Source organism: Collinsella sp. AM20-15AC, assembly GCF_003471405.1.
Classification (GTDB): domain Bacteria; phylum Actinomycetota; class Coriobacteriia; order Coriobacteriales; family Coriobacteriaceae; genus Collinsella.
In genome coordinates, this window is record NZ_QRJA01000020.1 from 23,992 (window position 1) to 48,237 (window position 24,246).

Genomic DNA, 24,246 nt, shown 5'->3' on the forward strand with positions numbered 1-24,246 from the left:
TTATAAACCTGCGGACAAGCCATACCCGCAAGAGCTCCTATCGCTCCACCGCAGGCTTGCGCTCACCAGCAACCAGCAACCAGCAACCAGCACGCGAATAAGCTACTTCTCTACCAGATTCCCAGCACGTGCTGCATTCCCAAACTCATGCACGCAATGCCAATCCAGCAGCAAAAGCCCAGCGCGATGGGCTTGCCGCCCTTTTTGACCAGCTCGACGATATCGGTATTAAAGCCAATAGCCGCCATGGCCATCACGATAAAGAACTTCGACAGCTCCTTGATGGGCGCCGTGATGGACACGGGAAGCTGAAGCACCGTGGTGATTACGCTCGCCAGCACAAAGAACAGCACAAACATGGGAAACGCGCGTTTAAGCGAGAACGTGCTTTTGGCGTCGCCGCCGGCCTTGCGCGCCAGATGCATCTGCCAGCATGCGAGGACCAACGTGATGGGAATAATGGCCAGCGTCCTGGTGAGCTTGACCACCGTGGCGCTCTCGAGCACATTGGCACCGGGATGCATACTGTCCCAAGCACTCGCCGCAGCCGTTACGGACGAGGTGTCGTTGATGGCGGTGCCGGCAAACAGGCCAAAGCCCTCGTTGGTCAGCCCGAGCATACCACCGAGCGTCGGAAACACGAGCGCCGCGATAACGTTAAACAGGAAGATGACCGAAATAGCCTGGGCAATCTCGCGATCGTCGGCATCGATGACGGGTGCGGTCGCGGCGATGGCAGAACCGCCGCAAATCGACGAACCCACACCCACAAGCGTCGCGATCTTGCCCGGCACGTTCATAACGCGGCAGAGCACGAAGGCGATGACAAGCGAGGTCGAAATCGTCGCCACGATAATCGGCAGCGACTGAGCGCCTTTGGACAGAATCTGCGAGAGGTTCATGCCAAAGCCAAGCAGGATTACCGCGTACTGCAAGACTTTTTTAGACGTATAGGTGACACCGGCGGCGAGCTGTTCGCGGCGATTCTTGGGAAAGACGAGCGCCAGAACCATGCCGAAGAGGATGGCGAATACCGGCCCACCGACCACCTCAATCTGTTTGCCGAGCAACGTCGCGGGAATGGCGATGATCAGGCAGAACAAGACGCCCTTCCAGCGCTCACGTACGATATTCGCCAGTTGCATATGGGATTCCTTCTTTCTCTTTCACGTTTGCGACGGCTTATGATACGGCAACATTGAGCGCAGCCTTGCGTAAACAAAGACTAAGATGCCGCAATAGTTCTTGGGCAACAGCCGAACTACCCACCGCGGAAAGCTGATTCGCGGCATAATTAACAACTGACATATGAGTTTGATAGAACAGTTGCGAGGCGCTATGGAAGAATCGATGCACGTCGGCGAGCAGGAAACGAGCCTACAGGACCAGTCCTACCACACCATTCGACGCAAAATCGTCTACCTGGACTACAAGCCGGGCGAAAAGCTGGGCGTCAAGCAACTTTGCGACGACCTGGATATGGGGCGCACGCCCGTGCGCGAGGCTTTGGTTCGCTTGGCGCAGGAAGGCCTGGTGCGCACCGTGCCCCAGAGCGGCACCTACGTCTCACCCATCAACCTCACCCTTGCCGAGAGTGCCTGTTACATCCGCGAGCATCTGGAAAAGCAGGTGATTGTGGAGTGCTGTGCGCGCGCCACGTCGGCCGGCATCGAGCAGCTCGACCGCGCCATCGTGCTGCAGGAAAAGGCCATGGCCGAAGAGGATCGCATCGGCTTCTTTTTGAGCGACAACCTCATGCATCACATGATTTTTAGCATCGCATGTCGCAGCACCGTGTGGTCGTGGCTCGAAGAGACCAATGCCGACCTGGAGCGCTTCCGCTGGCTGCGCGCCGCCACGCAGGTTCTCGACAATCAGGACATCGTGAACGAGCACAAGCAGATTCGCCGCGCTATCGCCGGTCGCGACCCCATCGAAGCGAGCTTTTTGGTCAGCAAGCACCTGCACATGATGTTCCGCAACCAAACCGAGGTTCTGGACCAGTTCCCCGAGTACTTCGAGACCAGCAAGCTCCGCTAACCTGCCAAAACCACCACAAAGGGGACAGACACCTTTGTGGTGGTTTCTCCGTACAAAAAGGCCCGGCTCTGTCTGATGACGCGGAGCCGGGCCTTGGTCGTTATAACGGCGGAACCAACTACTCTACCGTGACGCTCTTGGCCAGGTTACGGGGCTGGTCGACGTCGCAGCCGCGCAGGATGGCGACCTCGCGGGCGAGCAGCTGCAGAGGAACGCTCGCCGTGATGGGGCTGAACACGTCGCGGACTGCCGGCACGCGGACGATGCAGTCGGCGATCTTGTTGATCTCCTCGTCGCCCTCGGTGGCAACGACGATGACCTTGGCGCCGCGTGCCTTGCACTCCATAAGGTTCGACACGGTCTTGTCGTAGGTGGCACTCTTGGTGGCCACAGCGATGACAGGGAAGCCCGGGTCGATCAGGGCAATGGGGCCGTGCTTCATCTCACCGGCGGCGTAGGCCTCGGCGTGCAGGTAGCTGACCTCCTTGAGCTTGAGCGCACCCTCGTAGGAAATAGCGGCACCCATGCCGCGACCCACGAACAGCGCGGACTGCGCGTCCTTGCACAGCAGGGCGGCCTCATGAACGGCCTCGGTCTGGGTATCCAAAATCCACTGGATCTGCTCGGCCGTATCGGAAAGCTCGCGGAACAGCATGCGCGCCTGTTTGGTGGTCAGACGGTACTTAACCTGCGCCAACAGCAAAGCCAGCAGCGTAAGGCTCACGACCTGGCCGATGAAGCTCTTGGTCGAGGCGACCGCGATCTCCTTGTTGGCCTTAGTGTAGATGACGCCGTCGCTCTCACGCGCCACGGGGCTACCAACCACGTTGGTGATGCCGAAGACCTTGGCACCCTTGATGCGCGCGTCGCGAATGGCGGCAAGGGTGTCGGCCGTCTCGCCCGACTGGGACACGGCAACGACAAGCGTCGTCGGCGTGATGATGGGATTGCGATAGCGGAACTCGCTGGCCGCCTCCACCTCGGTGGGGATGCGAGCCCAGCCCTCAATGAGATTCTTGGCAATGAGTCCGGCGTGGTAGCTGGTGCCGCAAGCGATCACGTAGACGCGGTCGATATCGTTGAGCTCCTCGAGCGAAAGGCCCAGCTCATCGATATCGAGCTCACCGGCGGGGGTCATGCGGCCCACCAGGGTATCGCGCACGACGCGCGGCTGCTCATGGATCTCCTTGAGCATAAAGTCGGGGTAGCCACCCTTTTCGGCCATGTCCAGATCCCAGTCGATATGGGTAACCTTGGGCTCAATCACATTGCCGGCCTCGTCGGTATACTCGACGCCTGCGGGCGCGAGCTTGGCAAACTGACCGTCCTCGAGTACCACGACGTCGCGGGTTGCGTCGATGAGCGCGATGACATCGGAAGCAACATAGGAGCCGGTTTCGCCCACGCCGACTACGATCGGGGAGTCCTTGCGAGCCACGGCGATCACGCCAGGCTCATCGGCGGAAACGGCGGCCAAGCCATAGGCGCCCACCACGTGGGTGCAAGCCTCGCGCACGGAGGCCATCAGGTCGTGCGTCTCGGCATAAGCCTCTTCGATCAGATGCGCGAAGACCTCGGTATCGGTCTCGCTCTTAAAGTGGTGGCCGCGGCCTTCCAGCTCTTCGCGCAGCTCGGCGAAGTTCTCGATGATGCCGTTGTGGACGATGGCGATACGACCGTCGCAGCTGGTGTGGGGATGGGCATTAACGACGGAAGGTTTGCCGTGGGTGGCCCAGCGGGTGTGACCAATGCCGCAGGTAGCGTCGCTGTCGATGTTGGAAAGCTCGCTCTCCAGGCCCGCGACCTTGCCCACGCGACGGATGACGTCGAGGTGCGCCGCGGCGCCCTCGCCCACCTCGAGCGCGACGCCCGAAGAGTCATAGCCGCGATACTCCATACGCTTAAGGCCCGTGACCAGGATGTTCTTTGCAATATCAAAGCCGGTGTAGCCGACAATTCCGCACATAGGACAAATCCCTTCGTTCGCGTGACTGCAAGACGTCCACGCACAAGGGGCGCTGAGACGTACAACGTTCGAGTATTGTACTCACGCAAACGCAAGCTGATATACCAGAAGTGGTATCTCAACTTAGATACCACCCGATGCACACACGTCCAGCCGGTCCAAACCACCACAATGGGAACAGGCACCTTTGTGGTGGCCGCGCTGGCAACGGCGTTTCCCCAGATAAACCTGCCAAAATAAACCTGTCCCTTTTTGGTAGGTTTGGGATGCTACAATCTGGCTTGTACTTGAAACGCATCAAAGGGGCCGCTATGGCAAAGGTAAAAATCAGCGACGTCGCGCGCGAGGCCGGGGTTTCGTTGGGCACGGTTTCCAACGCGCTCAACCATCCCGAAAAGCTGCGCCCCGAGACCCTCAAGCTCATCAACGAGACCATCAATCGCCTTGGCTACCTGCCCAACCAAAGTGCCCGTCAGCTCGCAGGCGGCACCACCAAGTCCTTTGGCCTGGTCCTCCCCCGTCTCGATCACGGCTTCTCGCTCCAAATTGCCAGCGGCGCCCATAACGAGGCCCGCAAGCACGGTTACGACCTGCTCATCGCCAACGCCGATAACGACGGCATTCTCCAGGACCATTACCTGCGCTACTTTATGGGCACGCAGATGTCCGGCGTCATGGTTCAGCCCATGGCGTCCCCCGACTGGCACCCCGCTATGACCAAGATGCCCGTGCCGATCGTCCATCTGGACATCCACTGTTCCGAACCCGGTTACTACGTGGCCGCCGACAACGAGGCGCAGGGGCGCATTATCGCCGAGCTCGCCGTTGCCCGTGGCGCACGCCATATCACCGTTGTGGGCAGAGCGGCATTTATGCAGCTCACCCTGCGCGTACTTGGCATCCACAAGGCCCTTGCCCTGCACCCCGATATCAAGATCGAAGTCATCGACGCCGGCGAATGGAATACCGCTGCCGACGGCTACAGCATCGGCGCCCAGATTGCCGAGCGCTCCGGCGACGAGCGCCCCGATTTTGTCATCGGCCTGACCGACGTACTGGCGTCGGGCGTTATCTCGGCGCTGATAGACAAAGGCATCTCCGTCCCCGAGCAGGTCCGCGTGGCCGGCTGCGACGGCAATCCACTTGCCTGGAGCGGGTCGGTCCCCCTTACCACCGTGGCGCCGCCGGGCTACGAAATTGGCCGCAAGGGTGTTCAATTGCTCATGGAGCAAATCGAGAACAAGGCGCCGGCAAAGACCAAGCACGTCCGCATCGGCTCTGCAGCGCGCACCGTCACCGCGGTCACAGCCATCGAGGACATCAACCGCCAAGAACTCGTGCGGCCGTTCCTGCTGGAACGCGCCAGCACCCAGGCAAGCAACCACGCCGAAGCCACCGCCATCAACCTGGGCGCGTATCTATAGCACGCGCGCAAGTATGCCAAGTCGCCGCTTAAGCAAAAGGGGCCCGACCATTGCCGGGCCCCTTTTGCTTAAGCGCAAACGTGGGTAATTGCTCGTTTCAACACCGCAATTGTCTAGAGCACGGCCTTGACCGCCGCCGTCAGATCGAACAACGTATCGAGCACGGCCTCGCAGCCGTCCACGACGTCCTGCGGCAGCGGCACGATATCGGGGACGGCAAAGACGTGGCAGCCAGCCGTAATGCCCGAGACGCAGCCGTTGCGCGAATCCTCGACCACGGCACATTCCTCGGGAGCAAAGCCCGCGCGCTCGCAGGCAAGCAGATACATCTCGGGGTCGGGCTTTCCGTGCACGACGTCCTCGCCGCAGGTCACCGTTTCAAACTTGTCAAAGAGGCCAACCATCTTAAGGTTGCGCTCGGCCGTAACGAGGCGCGACGACGTCGCAAGGCCTACGTGATAGCCCGCAGCCAGCAGCTCGTCTATGCACTCGGCGGCACCGGCCTTAAGCTCCAGATCGGTCTTGACCATCTCGTCGCGAATCTCCCTATGGCGACGATAGATTGCCTCAGCGGTTTCGCGGCTGCCGTAATGCCCATCAAGGATCTCCATGACATCGGGCAACGTGCGGCCGATAAACTGATGGATCAGCGCATCGTCAATCGCGAATCCCAGCTCGGCCGCGCCCGCCTTCCACGCCTTGATACCCAAACGCTCGGTGTCGACCAGCGTTCCGTCCATGTCAAAAATAACGGCCTTGATCATATCGGTCCCCCATCTCTTCGCGCTGCTGTACTCCCGCAACTTTACCGCACCTGTAAACTTGTATATAACGTATATAGCATATTGCACTTTCGTTACATAGATAGAAGTCTTATGACAAGCGACTCGGTAGGATTATAGTTTTCGACCGAGTACTCAACGGCAAGGATCGACTTATGCTTTCAGACACCACCGCACCCGCAGAGGGGCTTCAGGACAAACTCGCAGCGCTCGAGCAGCTGCTTTTAGCATACGGACGCGTCGCCATCGGCTTTTCCGGTGGCGTCGACAGCAGCTTTTTGGCCGCGGTCTGCGCCCGCATCATGCCCGCCAGCACGCTTCTCGTTCACCTCACCACGCCGCTCATCGGCACGCCCGAGCAGGCTTCGTTTGAGCGGGCGGTTGACGGGCAGGCCGATGAGGGGCCGCACTTCAAGCTTCCCGTACTCAACCTCTCGGTCGATCAGCTGCAGCTCCCCCAGATAGCCTGCAACGACGCCGACCGCTGCTACCACTGCAAGCGCGCCGGCTTTACCGCTATCGTCAACCACGCCAAGTCGCTAGGCTTTCCCACCGTCATCGATGGCAGCAATGCAAGCGATCGCGGTGACTACCGCCCCGGCATGCGTGCGGCAGAAGAGCTCGGCGTGCGCTCACCCCTTATGGAGGTCGGCTTCACCAAGGACGAAGAGCGCGAGCTGCTGCGCGCATGGGGCTATCCCGTTTGGAACCTGCCGGCGGGGGCCTGCCTTGCCACGCGCGTCCCCACGGGCGAGAAGCTTACGCGCGAGAAGGTCGATTTAATCCGCGCCTGCGAGGATTATCTGCACGATCTTGACCTGGCGCAGGTCCGCGCACGCCTGGTCGGCGGCTGCATGCATATCGAAGCCGCCCCGGCAGATGTCGCCAAGATCGCCGCCCTCGGCGGTACCGTGGTCAACGACGAGGGAAAGACCCCGCTGCCCGCCGCCATCGAGTCCGTGCTGCGCAACCTAGGCTGCGGACACATCTCCCCCGAGGTCGCCCCCTACATCCACGGCAACATGAATCTTTAAATTACGCCGTTTTACAAACGGCGTAACCGCTCGGCGCTGCGCAGGCCCCGGGCACGGCAATCTGCTCGCTCGCGCATGCTCAACCTGAACCACATAAATTGTTGCCGACCTTCTAAAAGGGGACAGATTTATTTTGGCAGGTTTTATCTGGGGAAACGTCGAGCCCCACACGTCCCAACCATCGCAACCCCTTCTAGGGCAAATGGATCGATAGCGCGTCTCCCAATCTTTAAGTATTTGTTCGGTAGAGCGACCCCTGCCGGCACCTGCTAGACTGGTAGATTCCGAACCGTCTAGCCAGGAGCCTCAATGTCGCGCAAGTCCGCCTACAAGCAAGTACTTTCCATCGGCACCGCCGTGGTGCTGGGGTTTGCGCTGTTCACAGGGTCGCTCGACGGAGCGCCCAAGCTGCTCTCGCCGCAAAGCGATGAGCAGGCGGCTGCTCTGGCCGAGAAGCAAAGCGAGAGCCCCAACCGCACCGACGACGAAGCGGACTTGGTCGCCCGGCTCGAATCGGGAACAGCGAGCTCCACGGACTCCGAAGATGATCAGGACTCCGGCGATGGCTCTGAATCCGCCACGACCGACACCGCTGACGATGCCTCTTCAAACGTCACCCCCATCGACGAGGTCGAAAACCCCGATCTCGACCGCGCCCGCGGCGTATATCTCAGCAGCATTCCCGACTACGGCGGCAATCCCTACGTTGCCCTTCGCGCCGACAGCACGCACCCGCTCGGCACGCCGTCATTCACGCTCGATGAATACGAGCGCGCCACCGAAGAGGGCTGCTTTAAGAAATTCTCCAAGCTCGATAGCCTAGGCCGCACTCGCAAGGCACTCGCCTGCGTAGGCCCCGAATCGCTCGGCCAGGGCAAGCGCGGCGATATCTCGCGCATCCACCCCGCCGGCTGGCACCAGCAACGCTATGACTTTGTTCCGGGTCAGAGCCTCTACAACCGCTGCCACCTTATCGCTTGGTCGCTCTGCGGCGAAAACGCCAACCGCAAGAATCTCCTCACCGGCACGCGCTATCTCAACGAGACGGGCATGCTACCGTTTGAAGAACAGATTCTCGGCTATATCCGCGATACGGGCAACCATGTGCTCTACCGCGTCACGCCCATGTATAACGAAGAGGAACTTGTCTGCCGTGGCGTACGCCTTGAGGCGCAATCGGTCGAGGACCACGGCAAGACCCTCTGTTTCCACGTATATTGCTACAACCTGCAGCCGCATGTGCAGATCGACTACGCCACCGGCCGCAATCAGGCCTCGGGAGACTAGGGCCGACAAAAGCTGCCCCAAAACCTAAAATGATCCGTTTTCCTCCGTCCCCCAGGGATCAAAAGGGCCGCCCCGGATTGCCCAGAGCGGCCCTTGCATCGGCATGTATGTTGCAGGCAAAGCCCCACGCTACTTGGCGCGGCCCTCCTCATAGCGCTCGACCAGCTTGGCCTGAACGTCATAGGGAACCTGCTCGTAGCCGGCGGGCTTCATGGTAAAGTCGCCCGTGCCGCGCGTGATAGAGCGCAGGCGCGTCGAGTAATCCGTTAGCTCGGCCAGCGGCGCCTGGGCAATGACCACGGTATCACCGCGTTCGTCGGTCTCCATGCCCGTCACGCGACCGCGCGAGGCCGAGATGTCGCCCATCACGGCGCCGGCGTAGCTCTCGGGGATCGTCACCGTGATTTCCTCGATGGGCTCCAGCACCACCGGGTCGGCATCGGCGCATGCCTTGCGCAGGCCGATGCGTGCCGCCGCGCGGAACGCCATCTCGTTGGAGTCGACGCTGTGATACGAGCCGTCGTACACCGCGACGCGAATGCCCGTGAGCGGGTAGCCGGCAATGATGCCGTCCTTCATGGTCTCCTGGACGCCCTTGTCCACGGCGGGAATCAGCGAGCGCGGAATGCGGCCGCCTACGACCTCATCCACAAACTCATAGCCGTCGCTCGTGCCGTCGGGCCCAATGAGCGGCTCCACGCGCAGCCAGCAGTCGCCGTACTGACCGGCGCCGCCGGTCTGCTTCTTATGGCGGCCCTGGGCACTTGCCGTACGGCGAATGGTCTCGCGATACGGGATACGGATCGGCACGCTCTTGGCAGCGACCTTGGTGCGGTCCTCCAGACGATTGAGCAGGACCGAAACCTGTGCCTCGCCCACCGCCGAGATAATGGTCTGGCCGGTCTCCTCGTCGCGGTCGATGCTCATGGTCGGATCGGCCTTACAAGCCTTCTCGATAAACGTGTAGAGCTTCTCTTCGTCGCCGCGGTTCTCGGCTTCGATGGCGATGCGGTACTGCGAGTTGGGGAACTTAAACGCCGCAGCCTCGACCTTGCCGGTAATCGAGAGCGTATCGCCCGTCTCGGCCGCCAGCTTGGGCGCCACGATGATGTCGCCGGCATAGGCGTGCCCGACCTCGGTCATGTCGCGGCCGCACATCACATACAGGTGAGCCAGACGGTCGCTCTTGCGCGTGCGGGCGTTGATCAGCTCAAGACCCGGCTCAAGCGTGCCCGTCAGCACCTTGATAAAGCTGATGCGGCCCTGCTGCGGGTCGGCCAGCGTCTTAAACACAAACGCCACCGGACGGTCATCGTCACTCGAGATCTTAAGCGAATCACCGTCGATGAGCGGCATCTCGCCGTAGTCGGTCGGCGCCGGGAAGTACGTGGCGATGTCGTCCATCAGCGAGTTGACGCCCTGCTCCTTAATGCAATCGCCCGCAAAGACCGGCACAAAGATGCGCTCGGCGATCGCCTTCGACAGCAGGCCTTCAAGCTCCTCCTGCGTCAGCGTCTCCTCGCCTTCCAAGTACTTCATCATCAGTTCGTCGTCGGCCTCGGCCACCAGCTCGCACAGATGGTCATGGGCCTCCTCGGCCTGGGCACGATACTCCTCGGGAATCTCCGACTCAACGGCCTCGGCGCCGTTGCAGTGGCGCGCCTTCATGCGCACCAGGTCGATGATGCCGTCAAAGTCCTCGCCCTCGCCCCAGGGAAGAGTCACGGCGCCCAGGCGCGTACCAAAGCGCTCCTGCAGCAGGTCCATTGTGGTCGCAAAGCTGGCCTCGGAGCGCGACAGGCGGTTTACAAACACCGCACGCGCCAGACGCAGGTCCTCGGCGGCATACCAGAGTTTAACCGTTGTGGGCTGCGGGCCGGCCTCGGCGTCGACCACAAACAGAGCCGTCTCGCAGACGCTCATCGCGGCAAAGGCGTCGCCGATAAAATCGGGATAGCACGGGGCATCGAGCACATTGATGCGAGCGCCCTTCCAGTCGATCGGCGCAATGGTCGTCGAGATGGAAAACGCACGCTTGACCTCTTCGGGGTCATAGTCGAGCGTGGGCTTGGTGCCGTCGTGGCCGCCAAGGCGGGCGGTCTTGCCGGAAAGGTGGAGCATGGCCTCGGCGAGTGAAGTCTTGCCCACCCCGCCTTGGCCTACGAGCACCACGTTCCTTACGTTACCGGTCTTGGGAGCACCCATGATGACCTCCTTGCAGGGCCGCGCGCAATGCGCGACGCCAACGGGGAGAGTTCGCGGTCGGTGCCGTCCCGGGAGCAGCATGGTCGGCAGCCGAGCCGACTCACCCTCCAAATGTCCTATGCCACCACCCTACCCTCACGGGCGGCTGTCCATGCATACCTTTCGGCACACGTATGAATACAGGCGGCGAGAGGAAGAGACAAGCTTGTGGGGCAATTATTGAACCCCGTCGATGTAAACAAAAAGCCGCCACAGACCGTAAGACCCGTGGCGGCTTCGCCTCAATTAATAGTTGAGTAAATACCTGAGTCTATCCCTCGATACGGCTCAAGAACTCACGGGTGCGCTGCTCGCGCGGATGGTCGATAACCTGCTCGGCAGGACCCCCCTCGACAATACGACCGCCATCCATAAAGACCACGCGGTCGGCAACATCGCGCGCAAACTGCATTGCGTGGGTCACGATCACCATCGTCATGTTCTGCGCAGCGAGGTCCTTAATGACACGCAGCACCTCGGCCGTCAGCTCGGGATCGAGCGCCGAGGTCGGCTCGTCAAAGAATAAGATTTCCGGATCGAGCGCCAGGGCGCGGGCAATACTCACGCGCTGCTGCTGACCGCCCGAAAGCTCACACGGCACCTTGTTCTCGTTGCCCGTAAGCCCCATCTGCGCGATCAACTCACGCGCACGCGCCTCCGCCTGCTCGCGCGGGCGCTTAAGCACGCGGATCGGCGCGTCGATGATGTTTTTCATCACCGTATAGTGCGGGAACAGATTGTAGTTCTGGAACACCAGACCAAACCGCGAGCGCGCCTGTTTGGGCACGTCGCCTTTCGCATAGACCGCACCCGGCCCCGCGTCCGTCGCAACGGCAAGGTCGCCAAACGAGAGAGAGCCTCCGTCGAGTGTCTCGAGCAGCGTGGCACACCGCAGCAGCGTAGACTTACCGCCGCCCGAAGGTCCGATAATCGCCACGACCTCACCGCGCTTGACTTCGAGTGAGATATCCTTGAGCACCTCATTGCCGCCAAACGCCTTACGCGCGCTTTCGATTTTCATCACTGAGTTAGTCATGATAATAGTCCAGCTTCTTTTCGGCGGCGCCCAGCAGCATCTCGACCACAAAGTTAAAGACCCAGTAAATCAGCGCCGCGATCGCAAACGGCACCATACTCACTTGCGAGGCAACCAGCGCCTTGGCCGTCGAGAACATCTCCCCCACACCGATGGCAAACGCCAGCGATGTGTCCTTGACCAGCGTGATGATCTCGTTGCCCATCGCCGGCAAAATGCGTTTGGCAACTTGCGGCATCACGATGTACAAAAATGTCTGCAGACGCGAGTAGCCCAGCACCTCGGCGGCCTCATATTGACCACGCGGAATCGACTGCAGGCCCGAGCGATAGATCTCGGCAAAGTAGCCGGCGTAGTTGATGATGAACGCCACAACGCACGCCGTCCACTTGGAATCGGGCGTGAGCGAGATGCCGAACACGTAGTACGGGGCGAAGTAGATGGCAAACATCTGTAGCATGAGCGGCGTGCCGCGCATGACCGAAATATAGATGCGCGCGATCCAGCGAAGCGGCGCAATTTTGCTCATGCGCATAAACGCCACGGGAATTCCCAGCGGAATCGACCCGAGCAACGTCAGCACAAACAGCTGCAAGCTGACCAAGAATCCCTGGCCAAGCATCTGCATCATGACCTGAATAGACAACCCAAGCTCTCTTTCACAGTAACGGAACAGCGAACCCAATGCTAAAGCGGGTTTTCCAGGTGCCCGAGTTTGCCGTGAAAGAGGAGCGCCGCGTACTAAATGTACGCAAGCGACGGTTTGAACGGCAAAATCGGGTGCCTGGGAAAGCCGCTATTTGAGCACCCAGTTGTCGAAGGAAAGACCATAGCTTGAATACTTATCGCACAGGTCCTTGACCGTGCCGTCCTCGTAGAGCGCCTTGAGTGACTCGGTTACAGCATCGGCCGACTTGGTGTCGCCCTTCTTAAAGCCGACGGCGTAGTGCTCGCTGGACAGCGGCTTGTCGAGCTGCGTATAGGCATCTGGCTTGGCGGCCAGCTGATACTGAGCGATCGAGAGGTCACAGGCAACGGCATCGACCGCACCACTCTCGAGCTGCATAAACGCCGTGTTGTACTCACCGATGGTATCGAGCGTGGCAAACGTCGCGGCCAGATCCTTCTGGTCGCCCTCGAGCACATCCTGCGCAGCGGAATCAGTCTGGGTAATCACGGTCTTGCCGGCAAGATCGTCCCAGCTCTTGATACCCGCGTCCTTCTTGACCACGAGCACCTGCTCATTGAGCATGTACGGCTCGGAGAACGTGTAGTCGTCCTCGCGACCCTCCATGGTAAAGCCGTTCCAGATGCAGCTGATGGCGCCTGAGTTAAGCAGCGTATCCTTGGCGTCCCAGTCGATGGCCTCGTATTTGACCTCCCAGCCCTGCTTATCGGCAACAGCCTTGGCCAGATCGAGATCAAAGCCGGTGTACTCGCCATCGTCGCCCACAAAGCCGTACGGAGGATAGGACTTATCAAAGCCCACCACGAGCTTCTTGGACTCCGCAGCGCCCTTCACATCCTTGGCCGCGGCAGAACCAGCAGCGGAGCCCTTGCCGGCACCACCGCCGCAGCCGACAAGACCAAGGCCAAGCACCGTGGCGAGCGAGCCGGCTAGACCAACAAACTGACGACGAGACATATCGGTATTCATGGTATTCCCCCTTGATAGCACTTTAGTTAAGTAAAGTGAGTCATGTAACGTTCAGAATCATACACTTTAGCGTGATAGAGCACAAGGCGAATTTGCCCGCCGCGTGAGGGGTGTGGGGGTTAAGTTTCCTGCTCTACAGTCCTGCTCACGACGGAGGCCACATTAAGTGGCCTCCTGTTCGTGCGGAACTCGCGATAAACTTAACCCCCACACCCCTCACGCGGCGGGCAACCGTCGTTGGGCTTATCACCGACACGAATAAACCGCTTGTATATCGTCTGCTGGCTTGGCACGGTACAATACTTGCAGCTTAAATTCATGAATTAGTGGAGTTATTGATGGCAGAATCTCGTGCGGAGCGTAAGGCTCGTCGTGCTTTGATCGAGGCGGCTGAGGGGTCGGAGGAGAAATCTTCCACGAAATCCAAGTCTTCTAAAGCTGCAAAAAGCAAATCGAACAAGAGCAGGGCTAAGACCAAGCGTTCTGGTTCTCGTCGGGACGGCGATAAAGCGCCTCAGACTCGCTCCAAGCGCCCGCATAAAGATTCGGTTTCGCCTGCTCGTAAGGTTGTGGATCCCAAGTCTCCTTGTTCCATCATGAAGGCCTGCGGTGGGTGCACGGCGCTCAATCGTCCTTATAAGAAGCAGTTGGCGGCCAAGCAGGCTGCCATGGAGGAGCTTTTTGCCTCGCTTTGCGAGCGCGAGGGCATTAGCGTCGACCCCATTCGCGGTATGGGAGTCACCCTGGGAGACCCGGGTAAATATCCTGCGCCGCGTGGTTTTCGTCATAAGGCTGCCACTCCGTTTGCTCCCGGCAAAGAGGGCGCTGTCCGCTGCGGCTTTTTTGAACGTGGGACGCACAAAATCGTCGCCGTTCCCAAATGCCCCGTTGAGGCGCCGGGCGCTCGTCAGATTCTCAACGGCATCGCTCGCGAGGCCGAACGTCTGCATATTCCCGCCTTTAACGAAGACAAGCATCTGGGACTGCTTCGCTATGCCGTCGTTCGCTGCGGCTGGCGCACCGACCAGATTATGGTCACCCTCGTGACCGCTCAGCGCGACCTGCCGCATGCGCAGGAGTTCTTTGAGGCTGTCGCCGCACTCGATCCGCATATCGTCACCGTCGCTCAGAACATCAACGGTCGCCCCGGCAATGCCATCTTGGGTGAGGAGACTCGTATCGTCTATGGCGCCGAATGCATGCGCGACCAGCTGCTCGGCTGCGAGTTCGATATCTCCCCCACCGCGTTCTATCAGACCAATCCGCAGCAAACCGAGCTGCTCTATCGACTTGCCATTGACGGCATGGACCTGCAGCAGGGTGACATTCTTATGGACGCTTACTGCGGCAGCGGAACCATCGGCCTGTGCGCCGCGAAGGATGCCCAGGACAAGGGCATCGGCATTATGCTGCTCGGCGTGGAGCGCAACCCGGCGGGCATTGCCGACGCACGTCGCAATGCCGAGCTCAACGGCCTCACCCGCAGCGCTTGGTTTATGGCCGACGACGCCACCGATTACATCCTGGACGCCGCCGACAACAACGAGCGGATCGATGTCCTTTCCATCGACCCGCCGCGCGCCGGCTCCACCCCCGAGTTCCTCGAAGCCGCCTGCGCACTCAAGCCGCGCCGCATCACCTATATCAGCTGCAACCCTGTGACCCAAGAGCGCGACCTGCACCAGCTCCTCGACGGAGGCTATCGCCTGCTCAAGATCACGCCTGTCGACATGTTCCCCCATACCGACCACACCGAAACCGTAGCGGTCCTCGAGCGCCGCTAATCCACCCCGGTAGATTTTCGAGACAAGAAAGGGGGGCGGCCCGTCTGGACCGCCCCCTTCGCTTGGTTTATGAACTCCGCTACATCCCCTTGCGCAGGTCACACACGCCGGCTGCCGCCATCTCGCGCAGCAGCGTCTCGCGGTCGCGCGTCACGATCAAATCCAGCGGGAAGTGAATCTCGTCGAGCATCTTGCGCGCCTGGTCGAGCTTACCAATCGCCATGCCAATATGCGCATCGGTCGAAACGCCAATCCCCACGCCCAGCTCGGCGCAACGCTCGGCAATCTTGCGGCATACGGCCCAATGCTCAGTGTCGACACCATGTTCAAGACTATGGTTGTTGATCTCGATAATCTTGTGCTTGGCCTTGGCCGCCAGCAGCACCTCATCGATATCGAACGGCAAGCCCGAACGACCCGTATGCCCAAGCATAAACACCTTGGGGTGCTCCAGGGCGTTGATATACATCTCGGTCGTCTGGGCCAGCGTCGCGCCCTCAGCAATCTGCGGATTATGCACGCTTGCAACCAAATAATCCAAATTACGCGTAACCAAATCGAACAGCGAATGCTGACGGCTGTATGAATCGCCGGCAATATCGAGCGTGACAGGAGTGTCCTCACCAAACAGGCTTCCGTCCAGCGAAACGATATCGGCCTCGGCACCACGCAGCACTAGCACGCCGCTCCAAATGCGCGGCCAGATATCCTGGTTGATAAAGAACTGGTAACTGCGCAGGTCATTGGGGCAAGCCGTAACCATAGAGCTCAGATGGTCGGCGGATCCGAGCACCTGCAGGCCACGCTCTGCCGCCCAGTACACGTTCTCCTCAATGGTCGAATATGCATGCGCAGAGAACATCGTATGAGTATGAATGTCACAAGAAAGCAGGTAGGGCATCGGGTCTCCTTATCTGGCATGGCCGTCGCTTATATTCATTGTACGCATAGCCTTCGGCAGTCGTAAAACTGCTTCATCCCAATCACACAACGGCATAAACAACGGGGTCTGGCTTAGCGCCAAACCCCGTTTCACGTAAAACATTGCAAGCAGAGCGCTTTACTTTCGACGATATTCGTCGGCCAGTTGCTTCCAGGCAGACAACGAATTGACGATGGTCTCGTAGCTCACACAGTAGCCAATGCGGAACCAGCCCGGCATGCCAAAGCTATCCGAAGGCACCGCGAGCAGCTCATACTTCTTCGCGCGCTCGCAGAAAGCGTTCGCATCGGGCTCCAGCGCCTTCACCCACAGGTAGAATGCACCATCCGGCTCAACATAGGTGTAGCCGTACTCCGCCAGCGCATCGGTAAGCGCCGTGCGGTTGCGTGCATAGGCCTCAACGTCACTCGGCTCATCGATGCAATCAATAATCACGCGCTGGAAGAGCGCCGGAGCGCACACGAAGCCCAGCGTACGGGCGGCACCGGCAACGGCGGGCATTAGACGAGCTGCCTGAGGATTCGTATTGGGAACCAGGATCCACCCGACGCGCTCGCCCGGTAGCGAAAGCGACTTGGAATACGAGTAGCACACGATGGTGTGCTCGTAGATCGAAGGCACCCAAGGCACCTCGGCGCCATAGACAATCTCGCGATACGGCTCATCCGAGATAAGCATGATCGGATTCTCGGGATCGCGCCTGGCGTTGACCTCGCGTAAAACATTGGCCAGTCGCGTCAGGGTATCGCGCGTATACACGGCGCCCGTCGGGTTATTCGGTGAGTCGATGATGACAGCTGCCGTCTTGTCGGTAATCGCCTTGAGCACGTTATCCACGCTCAGCTGGAACGTATCTTCATCGGCGAGCGCCTCGACACACGTACAGCCGGCCTTCTCAATCCACACGCGATACTCCGGGAAGTACGGGGCGATAACAATGACCTCGTCACCCGGGTTCGTAACGGCATTGAGCGTGCAGGTGAGCGAAGCCGCCGCGCCCACGGTCATAAAGACATCCTTGCCCTCATAGCTCGTACCGAAGCGACGGTTAAGAGACTCAGCCACGGCGGTACGGCACTGCGGCAGGCCCGGAGCGGGCGTATAACCGTGCAGCTGGTCACTCGGCAGTTCAAGCGCCTTTTTGATGGACTCCGCGACGGCAGCGGGAGCAGGAACGCTCGGGTTGCCCAGCGAGAAATCGAACACGTTTTCCGCGCCGATTTGCGCCTTGCGCTCAAGGCCATAGCTAAAAATCTCGCGGATGATGGAGCTTTCCGCACCGCGAGCATACATAGTTTCGTTGATCATCTGTTCCCCTTTCGCATAGGCGCTATTGTACGCTTTAGTCGGGCAAAGCGCCGCAGCAATGTTGATTGGGGACAGACTTAAATGCGTGAAAACGCTCATTTAAGTCTGTCCCCAATCAATGAAGAAAAAGCCTCCGCAGGTTTCCCCGCGGAGGCTTTCGCCATAAAGACTATTTGTCGTCGTCGGTGTCGGCACCGGCATTGACGGCACAGTCATCGTCGGCATCATCGGATGCGACTTCGGCATCTTCCTGCATAGCCGCCTGCGCAAATGCCGCAGCGTCCGCCGCAAGCTCCTCCTCGCTCATGCGCGGCGCGCGCTTCTTGGTCGGCATGCCGGCAGCTTTGGCATTGCGCTCCTCCTTGGCCGCCAGGATATCACCCTCGCGCTCAAGGTAGGCGTCCCACTCGTTGTCGAGCAGGGCGTTCACGGCATCGCCCTCGACGGTCTCGCGCTCGAGCAGCACCTTCGCCATCAGATCGAGCTGACCGCGACGGGCATCCAGAATCTCGACTGCACGGCGATGGGCCTCGCGCATGATGCGCTGAACCTCGATATCGATGCGGCGTGCCGTCTCCTCGGAATAATCCTGGTGATCGGCGTAATCGCGACCAAGGAACACCTGATGCTGCGCCTCGCCAAACACTTGCGTACCCAGCTCCTCGCTCATGCCCAGACGCGTAACCATCTCGCGCGCCATCTTGGTCGCACGCTCCAGGTCGTTGCTCGCGCCCGACGTGATGTCATCGCACATGAGCTCCTCGGCAACGCGACCGCCCAAGAACACGGCGAGCTCGTCGAGCATCTCGTTCTTGGTCTTGAGGAAGTGGTCCTCCTGCGGAAGCTGCAGCGTGTAGCCCAGAGCCTGACCGCGGCTGACGATCGAGATCTTGTGGACCGGATCGGAGTGCTCCAGGATGTGGCCCACCAGGGCGTGACCGCTCTCGTGGTAGGCAATCGTGGTGCGCTCGGCCTCGGTCATCACGCGACCCTTGCGCTGCGGTCCGGCAATCACGCGCTCCATCGATTCCTCAACCTCGTCCATCGAGATCACAGAACGATGACGGCGGGCAGCCAACAGTGCAGACTCATTGAGCAAGTTCGCCAGATCGGCGCCGGTGAAGCCAACGGTCATCTGGGCGAGCTTCTCAAACTTCACGTCCTCGTCCATCGGCTTGTTCTCGGCATGCACGCGCAAGATCTGCTCGCGGCCCTTCACATCCGGACGGTCGACCGTAACCTGACGGTCAAAACGGCCGGGACGCAGCAGCGCCGGATCCAGAATGTCGGGGCGGTTGGTGGCGGCGATCAGGATGACCGACTCGCTCTCCTCAAAACCGTCCATCTCGACCAGCAGCTGGTTGAGCGTCTGCTCGCGCTCATCGTGACCGCCGCCCAAGCCGGCTCCGCGCTGACGTCCTACGGCATCGATCTCATCGATGAAGATGATCGACGGGGCCTGGGACTTGGCCTCCTTAAAGAGGTCACGCACACGGCTGGCGCCGACGCCCACGAACATCTCGACAAAGTCGGAACCCGAGATGCTAAAGAACGGCACGCCCGCCTCGCCGGCAACGGCCTTGGCCAGCAGCGTTTTACCGGTACCCGGAGGGCCCACCAGCAACACGCCACGCGGGATCTTGGCGCCCAGCTTGCGATAGCGGTCCGGATCGCTCAGGAAGTCGCGAATCTCCTCGAGCTCCTCGACGGCCTCGTCCACACCGGCAACATCCTCAAACTTGACCTTGGGGCGCGTGGCCTCGTTGGTCTTGGCGTTAGTCTTGCCAAACTGCATGTTCCTGTTGTTGGCGCCCATCATCTGGCGCATAAAGTAGAACATGATGGCGATCAGGGCGATCGTCGGAAGCACGCTCATCGCCAGGTCGCCCCAAAAATCGGGGTCATTGGTGTTGACGATGTACTTGGTATTGGGGTGCTCCGCCATAAGCTCGGCAAGCGAATCGGAGCCGACATAGGTCGAGGAGAAGCTCTTGAGCTCGCTCGTATCGCCCTTGTCCTTTTTTGTCTTCCAGTAATGACCCGCCACGCTTCCGTCTTGAACCGTATAGGTCAAATCTTCGACACGGTCCTGCTTAATGGCGTTGACCATCTCGCTCGTCGCGAGCTTAACGGTATTGCTGGAGTTGGCAAAGCCGGAGCCCATGTTAAAGAAGGCGTAGCCCAGAAGCGCGCAAGCCAAAATAAAATACAGCCAGCCCGTACGCGTGGGCTTCTTGCCTCCGGGCATCCCCGGGATCTTAGGCTCCCGGGGAGTCTGGGAATTGTTATCGTTACGGTCATCGGGCATCTTACGAATAAACCTCCGGTTTCAAAATGCCCAGATACGGAAGGTTACGATAGCGCTCGGCATAGTCGAGGCCGTAGCCCACCACAAAGGCATCGGGGCAATGGGTTCCAACATACTTGGGCGTGACGGCCGAGGTACGGTCCTCAACGTCCTTCCACAGGAAGGCGGCGACCTCCAGCGAGGCGGGCTTGCGGCTCTCGAGGTTCTTCATCAGATACTTGAGCGTCAGGCCCGAGTCCAGAATGTCCTCGACGATCAGCACGTCGCGACCGCGGATGTCGATATCCAGGTCCTTAATGATACGCACGATGCCCGAGGACTTCACACCGTCGCCATAGCTCGAAACAGCCATGAAATCGATGTTGGTCGGCAGCTCGATCTTGCGCATCAGGTCGCCCATAAAGACCACGGCGCCGCGCAAGACCGCAATCAGCACCAGATCCTTACCCGCGTAGTCGCGAGTAATCTGCTCGCCTAGGCGAGAGACGATACCGTCGATATCCTCCTGCGTAAACAGAACCTTCTCGATATCCGGATGTTGAGAAGCCATGACAACCCTTTCTTGTGCTTATCGCCCACACACCGCCGTATGGACGCGAACTACACATTCTAGCAGCGCACGGGGTATATTTACCAGCCCGTGCGCCATCAGCGCGGGAATACCGTCAACGTCGCACAGAATAGCTGGCGTGGGACGCTATTCCGCATCGACCACACGAAGCAGATACGCCACGCGCGTTGCGGCCGTGCATTTAAAACGCTCGTCCGTGCGAACGCCTGCGACCCATACTACGGCACCTCCCGGAGCCGTTCTTACCACGGGTACGCCAGAGCGGTCTGAAACAGGAATGCGCGCCTCGTTTAACAGGTCTGACACTTTCTTGCTTCGGCCGTTCATCCCCAACGGGCACATCACGTCTCCCGGCACAGGGCTATCCACCCACAGGCGCGCCAATCGCGCCTCGGCGGGAATCTCCCCGCGCGAGCCGGCTAGCATCCGCTCGCTATCGCGGTCGGCGAACCCCAGGGCCGCCGCATCCACCAAGGCCGCAACCTCTCCGGCAGCAGCAAGCTCGCGGGCACGGTGCACGATATCGCGCCCCGGCTCCACAGCCATCGGCTCTGCTGTCAGCATACGCCCCGCCCCCAGCGGCAGATGACCGGGAACGGAGATCCAATCGGCCACTAAGCCCTCGCGCGCCGCCGGGGCCTTGAACGCCAGCATGCCAAACTCCACACGGGCATCAATTCCCGCAGGAAGCGTTACCGAGCCCGAGCCCGCAGCGACGCAGGCGAGCACGCGCTCCACGTGCCGCATCTCCGGTCGCGCGTCGGGATCGATGCGCTTAATCGCCAACCGCACGATACGCCGTGCAATCACAACCTCAGCGGCGGCAAGACGGCGCGCATCGAGCACCAGTGCGCCCGCCGCTTCCTTGCGCAGACAGCTTCGAAACGCCTGTGCCGAAAGCTGGGAAAGAAAGGCGTCTTCGTCGCCCAGAATTTCGCAAGCGGCGCCAATCGTCTTACAGACGCTCGCGTTGCGCCGTGCCACCACCGGCATCACCCGATGGCGTACATAGTTGCGCAGGTACGAAACGTCCTCGTTGCTTTCATCTTCCCGCCATGGCTGACCGTGCACCTGCAGATAGCTCACGAGCTCATCGTGCGTGAGGTCGAGCAAGGGGCGAACCACAATGTTCCGACGGCGCGGAATGCTCGATAGACCCGCGGGACCCGACCCCTTAATGGCGTTCATCAAAAATGTTTCCGCGCGGTCCGACGAAGTATGCGCGGTACAGATACGAGCCGCCGTCCGCGGTGCGCCCGATTCGGCACAAAGTTCGCGAACATATCTCCGTGCCGCGGCATAGCGCACCTCGCGAGCCGCAGCCTCGATATTGCCCGATTCGTCATCAAAATAGGCATGCTCAACACACAGTGGCAAGCCGTATTGCGCGCACAGGTCACGTACAAAGGCCTCGTCGCCATCGGATGCCTCCCCGCGCAGATGATGGTTTACATGCAGCACGTGCAATCGCTCGCGCGCAATGGGAGCGACGCCGCGCCCGTCCTGGATATCCAGCTTTGATGTGCAAGCCATAAGGAGCAGCGCCGTCGAGTCCGCACCGCCTGATACCATGAGCACTACGGGGGCAGCGGCCTGCCGCGTTGCCAGGTCGCTCTTATCCGTCCTCGGTGCGGCATGATGTCCATAGTGCTGAGATACCGTTGGCATTCGCTTCCTCCTCTATTCGTCCGCACCCATTGTATCCTTTGGAATCTTATGTCTCGCCTGCACCTTCATATCCTCAGCAGCGGCTCAAAAGGCAACTGCGCACTCGTCGAGGGGCCTCAGGGGCTCATCATGATCGACAACGGCCTGTCCCGCCGCGAGACACTTAAACGCATGGCGGAGCTTGGCCTCTCGGCAGACGACGTCGCCGCTCTAGTAATCACCCATGAGCATGGTGACCATATCAAGGGGCTCGATGTATGGTGCAAGCACTGGCATGGTCCCCTCTTTGCCAGCAGGGATACCCTTTCATGCAAAGAAAACCTCGCGCACCTGCCCGTAGAGGAATTTGACCCCGGCGACACGCTCCCCATTGCCGGCATCCACGTGCAAACCTACTCAACATCGCACGATGTCATCAATCCTGTCGGCTATCGATTTAATGCTCTCGATGATTCCATTGGGTTTGCCACCGACACCGGAGAGTTATCGAGCAAGGCCATAGGCATCCTCAAAGACTGTCGAGTTCTCGCGCTCGAAAGTAACCACGATGTAACTATGTTGCGCGAAGGAGCGTACCCCCGCTTTCTTCAGGAGCGCATCCTGTCCACAAAGGGGCACCTCTCCAACAACCAGGCCGCCGAAGCCGCGCGCGAACTTGTTACCGATCGCACCGAACAACTCATCGCCATGCACATCAGCCAGGACAATAATCGTCCAAGCCTTACCGTCAAAAGCTATGCCAACGCGCTTGATGCAAGTCTCGATGATGAACTCGGCAGTTCTGCCACCCGTCTTCAAGGGCCACGGAAGCTCTCGATACGCCCTGCAAGCCAGTATCAACCGACAACCATTCAATAGCCCCTCAAGACAACAAAGGGGGGCTGGGAATCACTTCCCAGCCCCCCTTAACTCATACTCTCGATTGAAGCAGAGCCATCGTTAGTCGATGGAGATCTTCGTAACGTTCTTCTTCTCGACAATCTTGGGAACCGTAACGGTCAGGATGCCGTCAGCATACTTAGCCGAAAGGCCCTCGCTCGAAGCGTCCTTCAGATACACGCCGCGCGTCGCGCTGTACGAGCTAAACTCCTTCTGCAGGAAGTTCTTGCCCTCGTTCTCCTCGTCTTCCTCGACATTCACGCTAATGGACAAACGGCCCTCGTTAAGCTCGACATCGATATCGTCCTTGGCGACGCCGGTCAGATAAGCCTTGACCTCATAGCCATCGCCCTTATCCTCAACATCAACAGGGAACGCCTTAGAGGCAATCGAGCTGTTCGCCAGATCACTCATATCATCAAACAGATCGAACAGCGAGCTAGCAGAGGGACGAACGCCAAAAACCGAACGATAAGGAACCATGCTTGCCATGTTTACCACTCCTTTATAGGACTGCCGAGTCATCTTCTAGGTGACTGGGACTTCTTTTGACGCTCATATATATGCCCAACCGCTTCTTATATATACATCGACTATAAAGTTTTTTGAGTCTATTGATATAAGCATATCTTAGTCTGGTTGACTAAGATTTTGTCTAATAAACGGAATTTGAACGAAGGCTTAAATAATGTATGCAATCCCATCAAAACTAGACGGCTGGCTTACAATGGGCGCATACACGATATTGATGACGAACTAAGGGCATCATGGACGATCAAAAACAGGACAACGCGTTTATGCCGGAGCAGGACGAAGTATCCAGCCCGCAACCGATTCGATTCCATCGCCCCCACATCTCGCAAGAGCCCATCAATGACCCAGAGCCCGAATATGTGACAAGAAACCGTTATCAAACACTCGAAGATGCGCAAACGGGACGCAAGCATATGGGTGTGGCCTCGGGTGACCCTGTGTATCTGAAAGACGCACCATTATCTAAAAACAGCGCAAATAGGAATGAGCCGATGAAAGCATCCGTCGCTCATCGACAAAGAGGGCCTCGACCCAAGCAAACCTTGACGCACTCGGCTCGCTATCTCGAAACGCCAAAACAGGGAAAATCAATCTTCGTTTCATCAAGTAAACGACGCAAGCAGCATCGACTGACAATCCTGCTAATGATCATTGTGGCCATAGCAGTTGCCCTCGTTATTCGATTTATTTTCTTTAAATAAAAGCTCAATACCAAAAACGATAAGATCGTCTGGTGTAATTGAGTCATTTACGCCCCGCAAACACAAAAAAGGGGGGGGGC

General features: G+C 59.4%; 20 protein-coding genes. 7 read left to right on the forward strand and 13 right to left on the reverse strand.

Features of this window, described 5'->3' with window-relative positions:
- Positions 1-110 precede the first annotated feature (110 nt).
- Positions 111-1,145 (reverse strand): YeiH family protein, encoded by a 1,035-nt coding sequence (locus DW233_RS07500; RefSeq protein WP_117803964.1) that lies wholly within the window; start codon positions 1,143-1,145, stop codon positions 111-113.
- A 193-nt stretch (positions 1,146-1,338) separates the two neighbouring features.
- Here DW233_RS07500 and DW233_RS07505 point away from each other — a divergent pair, with 193 nt between their 5' ends.
- The gene (locus tag DW233_RS07505) at positions 1,339-2,040 is read left to right on the forward strand and encodes a GntR family transcriptional regulator (RefSeq protein ID WP_050766156.1); all 702 of its coding nucleotides are present in this window, start codon (positions 1,339-1,341) and stop codon (positions 2,038-2,040) included.
- Between the two features lie 118 nt (positions 2,041-2,158).
- Here the strand turns inward: DW233_RS07505 and glmS are convergent, their stop codons facing one another.
- Positions 2,159-4,006: a glutamine--fructose-6-phosphate transaminase (isomerizing) gene (glmS, locus tag DW233_RS07510; protein WP_118267555.1), complete on the reverse strand. Its 1,848-nt coding sequence runs from the start codon at positions 4,004-4,006 to the stop codon at positions 2,159-2,161.
- 311 nt (positions 4,007-4,317) lie between these two features.
- Between glmS and DW233_RS07515 the strand changes: the two genes are divergently transcribed.
- Positions 4,318-5,430, forward strand: coding sequence for a LacI family DNA-binding transcriptional regulator (locus tag DW233_RS07515; RefSeq protein ID WP_118206402.1), 1,113 nt, complete (start codon positions 4,318-4,320; stop codon positions 5,428-5,430).
- 113 nt (positions 5,431-5,543) lie between these two features.
- Here DW233_RS07515 and DW233_RS07520 read toward each other — a convergent pair whose 3' ends face one another.
- Positions 5,544-6,194 carry an HAD family phosphatase gene (locus DW233_RS07520; RefSeq protein WP_118267557.1) on the reverse strand — a complete coding sequence of 217 codons (651 nt, stop codon included), beginning with the start codon at positions 6,192-6,194 and terminating at the stop codon, positions 5,544-5,546.
- Positions 6,195-6,367: 173 nt separating this feature from the next.
- On the opposite strand from DW233_RS07520, the gene DW233_RS07525 reads away from it, so the two are divergent.
- Entirely contained in the window at positions 6,368-7,246 is an 879-nt protein-coding gene (locus DW233_RS07525; RefSeq protein WP_118267558.1) for an ATP-dependent sacrificial sulfur transferase LarE, read from the forward strand.
- A gap of 309 nt (positions 7,247-7,555) precedes the next feature.
- Positions 7,556-8,533 (forward strand): DNA/RNA non-specific endonuclease, encoded by a 978-nt coding sequence (locus DW233_RS07530; RefSeq protein ID WP_118267560.1) that lies wholly within the window; start codon positions 7,556-7,558, stop codon positions 8,531-8,533.
- 129 nt (positions 8,534-8,662) lie between these two features.
- Here the strand turns inward: DW233_RS07530 and DW233_RS07535 are convergent, their stop codons facing one another.
- The 4 genes from DW233_RS07535 to DW233_RS07550 form a co-directional block, all read right to left on the reverse strand.
- Positions 8,663-10,738, reverse strand: a complete 2,076-nt coding sequence (locus DW233_RS07535; RefSeq protein WP_118267562.1) for a translation factor GTPase family protein — start codon at positions 10,736-10,738, stop codon at positions 8,663-8,665.
- A 310-nt stretch (positions 10,739-11,048) separates the two neighbouring features.
- Positions 11,049-11,813 carry an amino acid ABC transporter ATP-binding protein gene (locus tag DW233_RS07540; RefSeq protein WP_118267564.1) on the reverse strand — a complete coding sequence of 255 codons (765 nt, stop codon included), beginning with the start codon at positions 11,811-11,813 and terminating at the stop codon, positions 11,049-11,051.
- A complete protein-coding gene (locus tag DW233_RS07545) occupies positions 11,806-12,459 on the reverse strand; it encodes an amino acid ABC transporter permease (RefSeq protein WP_099432382.1) in 654 nt (217 codons plus the stop codon). The genes DW233_RS07540 and DW233_RS07545 overlap by 8 nt, the downstream gene beginning before the upstream one ends.
- Positions 12,460-12,609: 150 nt before the next feature.
- The gene (locus DW233_RS07550) at positions 12,610-13,470 is read right to left on the reverse strand and encodes a transporter substrate-binding domain-containing protein (protein ID WP_118267566.1); all 861 of its coding nucleotides are present in this window, start codon (positions 13,468-13,470) and stop codon (positions 12,610-12,612) included.
- Positions 13,471-13,808: 338 nt separating this feature from the next.
- Between DW233_RS07550 and rlmD the strand changes: the two genes are divergently transcribed.
- Complete coding sequence (gene rlmD / locus DW233_RS07555) at positions 13,809-15,254, forward strand: 23S rRNA (uracil(1939)-C(5))-methyltransferase RlmD (RefSeq protein ID WP_118267568.1); 1,446 nt, start codon at positions 13,809-13,811, stop codon at positions 15,252-15,254.
- A gap of 79 nt (positions 15,255-15,333) precedes the next feature.
- Here the strand turns inward: rlmD and DW233_RS07560 are convergent, their stop codons facing one another.
- The 5 genes from DW233_RS07560 to tilS all read right to left on the reverse strand — a co-directional run bounded on the left by DW233_RS07560 (position 15,334) and on the right by tilS (position 22,052).
- Entirely contained in the window at positions 15,334-16,155 is an 822-nt protein-coding gene (locus DW233_RS07560; RefSeq protein WP_118267570.1) for a phosphatase, read from the reverse strand.
- Positions 16,156-16,314: 159 nt separating this feature from the next.
- Positions 16,315-17,505, reverse strand: a complete 1,191-nt coding sequence (locus tag DW233_RS07565) for a pyridoxal phosphate-dependent aminotransferase (RefSeq protein ID WP_118267572.1) — start codon at positions 17,503-17,505, stop codon at positions 16,315-16,317.
- Between the two features lie 169 nt (positions 17,506-17,674).
- On the reverse strand, positions 17,675-19,753 hold the full coding sequence (gene ftsH / locus DW233_RS07570; RefSeq protein ID WP_304999861.1) for an ATP-dependent zinc metalloprotease FtsH: 2,079 nt from the start codon (positions 19,751-19,753) through the stop codon (positions 17,675-17,677).
- Between the two features lie 61 nt (positions 19,754-19,814).
- Positions 19,815-20,363, reverse strand: coding sequence for a hypoxanthine phosphoribosyltransferase (hpt, locus tag DW233_RS07575; protein WP_055251779.1), 549 nt, complete (start codon positions 20,361-20,363; stop codon positions 19,815-19,817).
- Between the two features lie 147 nt (positions 20,364-20,510).
- Positions 20,511-22,052 carry a tRNA lysidine(34) synthetase TilS gene (tilS, locus tag DW233_RS07580; RefSeq protein WP_199574613.1) on the reverse strand — a complete coding sequence of 514 codons (1,542 nt, stop codon included), beginning with the start codon at positions 22,050-22,052 and terminating at the stop codon, positions 20,511-20,513.
- A 48-nt stretch (positions 22,053-22,100) separates the two neighbouring features.
- On the opposite strand from tilS, the gene DW233_RS07585 reads away from it, so the two are divergent.
- Positions 22,101-22,910, forward strand: a complete 810-nt coding sequence (locus tag DW233_RS07585; protein ID WP_118267576.1) for an MBL fold metallo-hydrolase — start codon at positions 22,101-22,103, stop codon at positions 22,908-22,910.
- An 81-nt stretch (positions 22,911-22,991) separates the two neighbouring features.
- On the opposite strand, the gene DW233_RS07590 is transcribed toward DW233_RS07585, so the two are convergent.
- A complete protein-coding gene (locus DW233_RS07590) occupies positions 22,992-23,423 on the reverse strand; it encodes an Hsp20/alpha crystallin family protein (protein WP_035138719.1) in 432 nt (143 codons plus the stop codon).
- A 275-nt stretch (positions 23,424-23,698) separates the two neighbouring features.
- Here DW233_RS07590 and DW233_RS10180 point away from each other — a divergent pair, with 275 nt between their 5' ends.
- Positions 23,699-24,166, forward strand: coding sequence for a hypothetical protein (locus DW233_RS10180; RefSeq protein ID WP_147326350.1), 468 nt, complete (start codon positions 23,699-23,701; stop codon positions 24,164-24,166).
- The last annotated feature ends 80 nt before the right edge of the window (positions 24,167-24,246 follow it).

Excerpts from the sequence above, each read along its gene's own strand:
- DW233_RS07500 (WP_117803964.1), bottom strand. The coding sequence starts at position 1,145 with ATGCAACTGGCGAATATCGTACGTGAGCGCTGGAAGGGCGTCTTGTTC.
- DW233_RS07505 (WP_050766156.1), top strand. The coding sequence starts at position 1,339 with ATGGAAGAATCGATGCACGTCGGCGAGCAGGAAACGAGCCTACAGGAC.
- glmS (WP_118267555.1), bottom strand. The coding sequence starts at position 4,006 with ATGTGCGGAATTGTCGGCTACACCGGCTTTGATATTGCAAAGAACATC.
- DW233_RS07515 (WP_118206402.1), top strand. The coding sequence starts at position 4,318 with ATGGCAAAGGTAAAAATCAGCGACGTCGCGCGCGAGGCCGGGGTTTCG.
- DW233_RS07520 (WP_118267557.1), bottom strand. The coding sequence starts at position 6,194 with ATGATCAAGGCCGTTATTTTTGACATGGACGGAACGCTGGTCGACACC.
- DW233_RS07525 (WP_118267558.1), top strand. The coding sequence starts at position 6,368 with ATGCTTTCAGACACCACCGCACCCGCAGAGGGGCTTCAGGACAAACTC.
- DW233_RS07530 (WP_118267560.1), top strand. The coding sequence starts at position 7,556 with ATGTCGCGCAAGTCCGCCTACAAGCAAGTACTTTCCATCGGCACCGCC.
- DW233_RS07535 (WP_118267562.1), bottom strand. The coding sequence starts at position 10,738 with ATGGGTGCTCCCAAGACCGGTAACGTAAGGAACGTGGTGCTCGTAGGC.
- DW233_RS07540 (WP_118267564.1), bottom strand. The coding sequence starts at position 11,813 with ATGACTAACTCAGTGATGAAAATCGAAAGCGCGCGTAAGGCGTTTGGC.
- DW233_RS07550 (WP_118267566.1), bottom strand. The coding sequence starts at position 13,470 with ATGAATACCGATATGTCTCGTCGTCAGTTTGTTGGTCTAGCCGGCTCG.
- rlmD (WP_118267568.1), top strand. The coding sequence starts at position 13,809 with ATGGCAGAATCTCGTGCGGAGCGTAAGGCTCGTCGTGCTTTGATCGAG.
- DW233_RS07560 (WP_118267570.1), bottom strand. The coding sequence starts at position 16,155 with ATGCCCTACCTGCTTTCTTGTGACATTCATACTCATACGATGTTCTCT.
- DW233_RS07565 (WP_118267572.1), bottom strand. The coding sequence starts at position 17,505 with ATGATCAACGAAACTATGTATGCTCGCGGTGCGGAAAGCTCCATCATC.
- ftsH (WP_304999861.1), bottom strand. The coding sequence starts at position 19,753 with ATGCCCGGAGGCAAGAAGCCCACGCGTACGGGCTGGCTGTATTTTATT.
- hpt (WP_055251779.1), bottom strand. The coding sequence starts at position 20,363 with ATGGCTTCTCAACATCCGGATATCGAGAAGGTTCTGTTTACGCAGGAG.
- tilS (WP_199574613.1), bottom strand. The coding sequence starts at position 22,052 with ATGCCAACGGTATCTCAGCACTATGGACATCATGCCGCACCGAGGACG.
- DW233_RS07585 (WP_118267576.1), top strand. The coding sequence starts at position 22,101 with ATGTCTCGCCTGCACCTTCATATCCTCAGCAGCGGCTCAAAAGGCAAC.
- DW233_RS07590 (WP_035138719.1), bottom strand. The coding sequence starts at position 23,423 with ATGGCAAGCATGGTTCCTTATCGTTCGGTTTTTGGCGTTCGTCCCTCT.
- DW233_RS10180 (WP_147326350.1), top strand. The coding sequence starts at position 23,699 with ATGGACGATCAAAAACAGGACAACGCGTTTATGCCGGAGCAGGACGAA.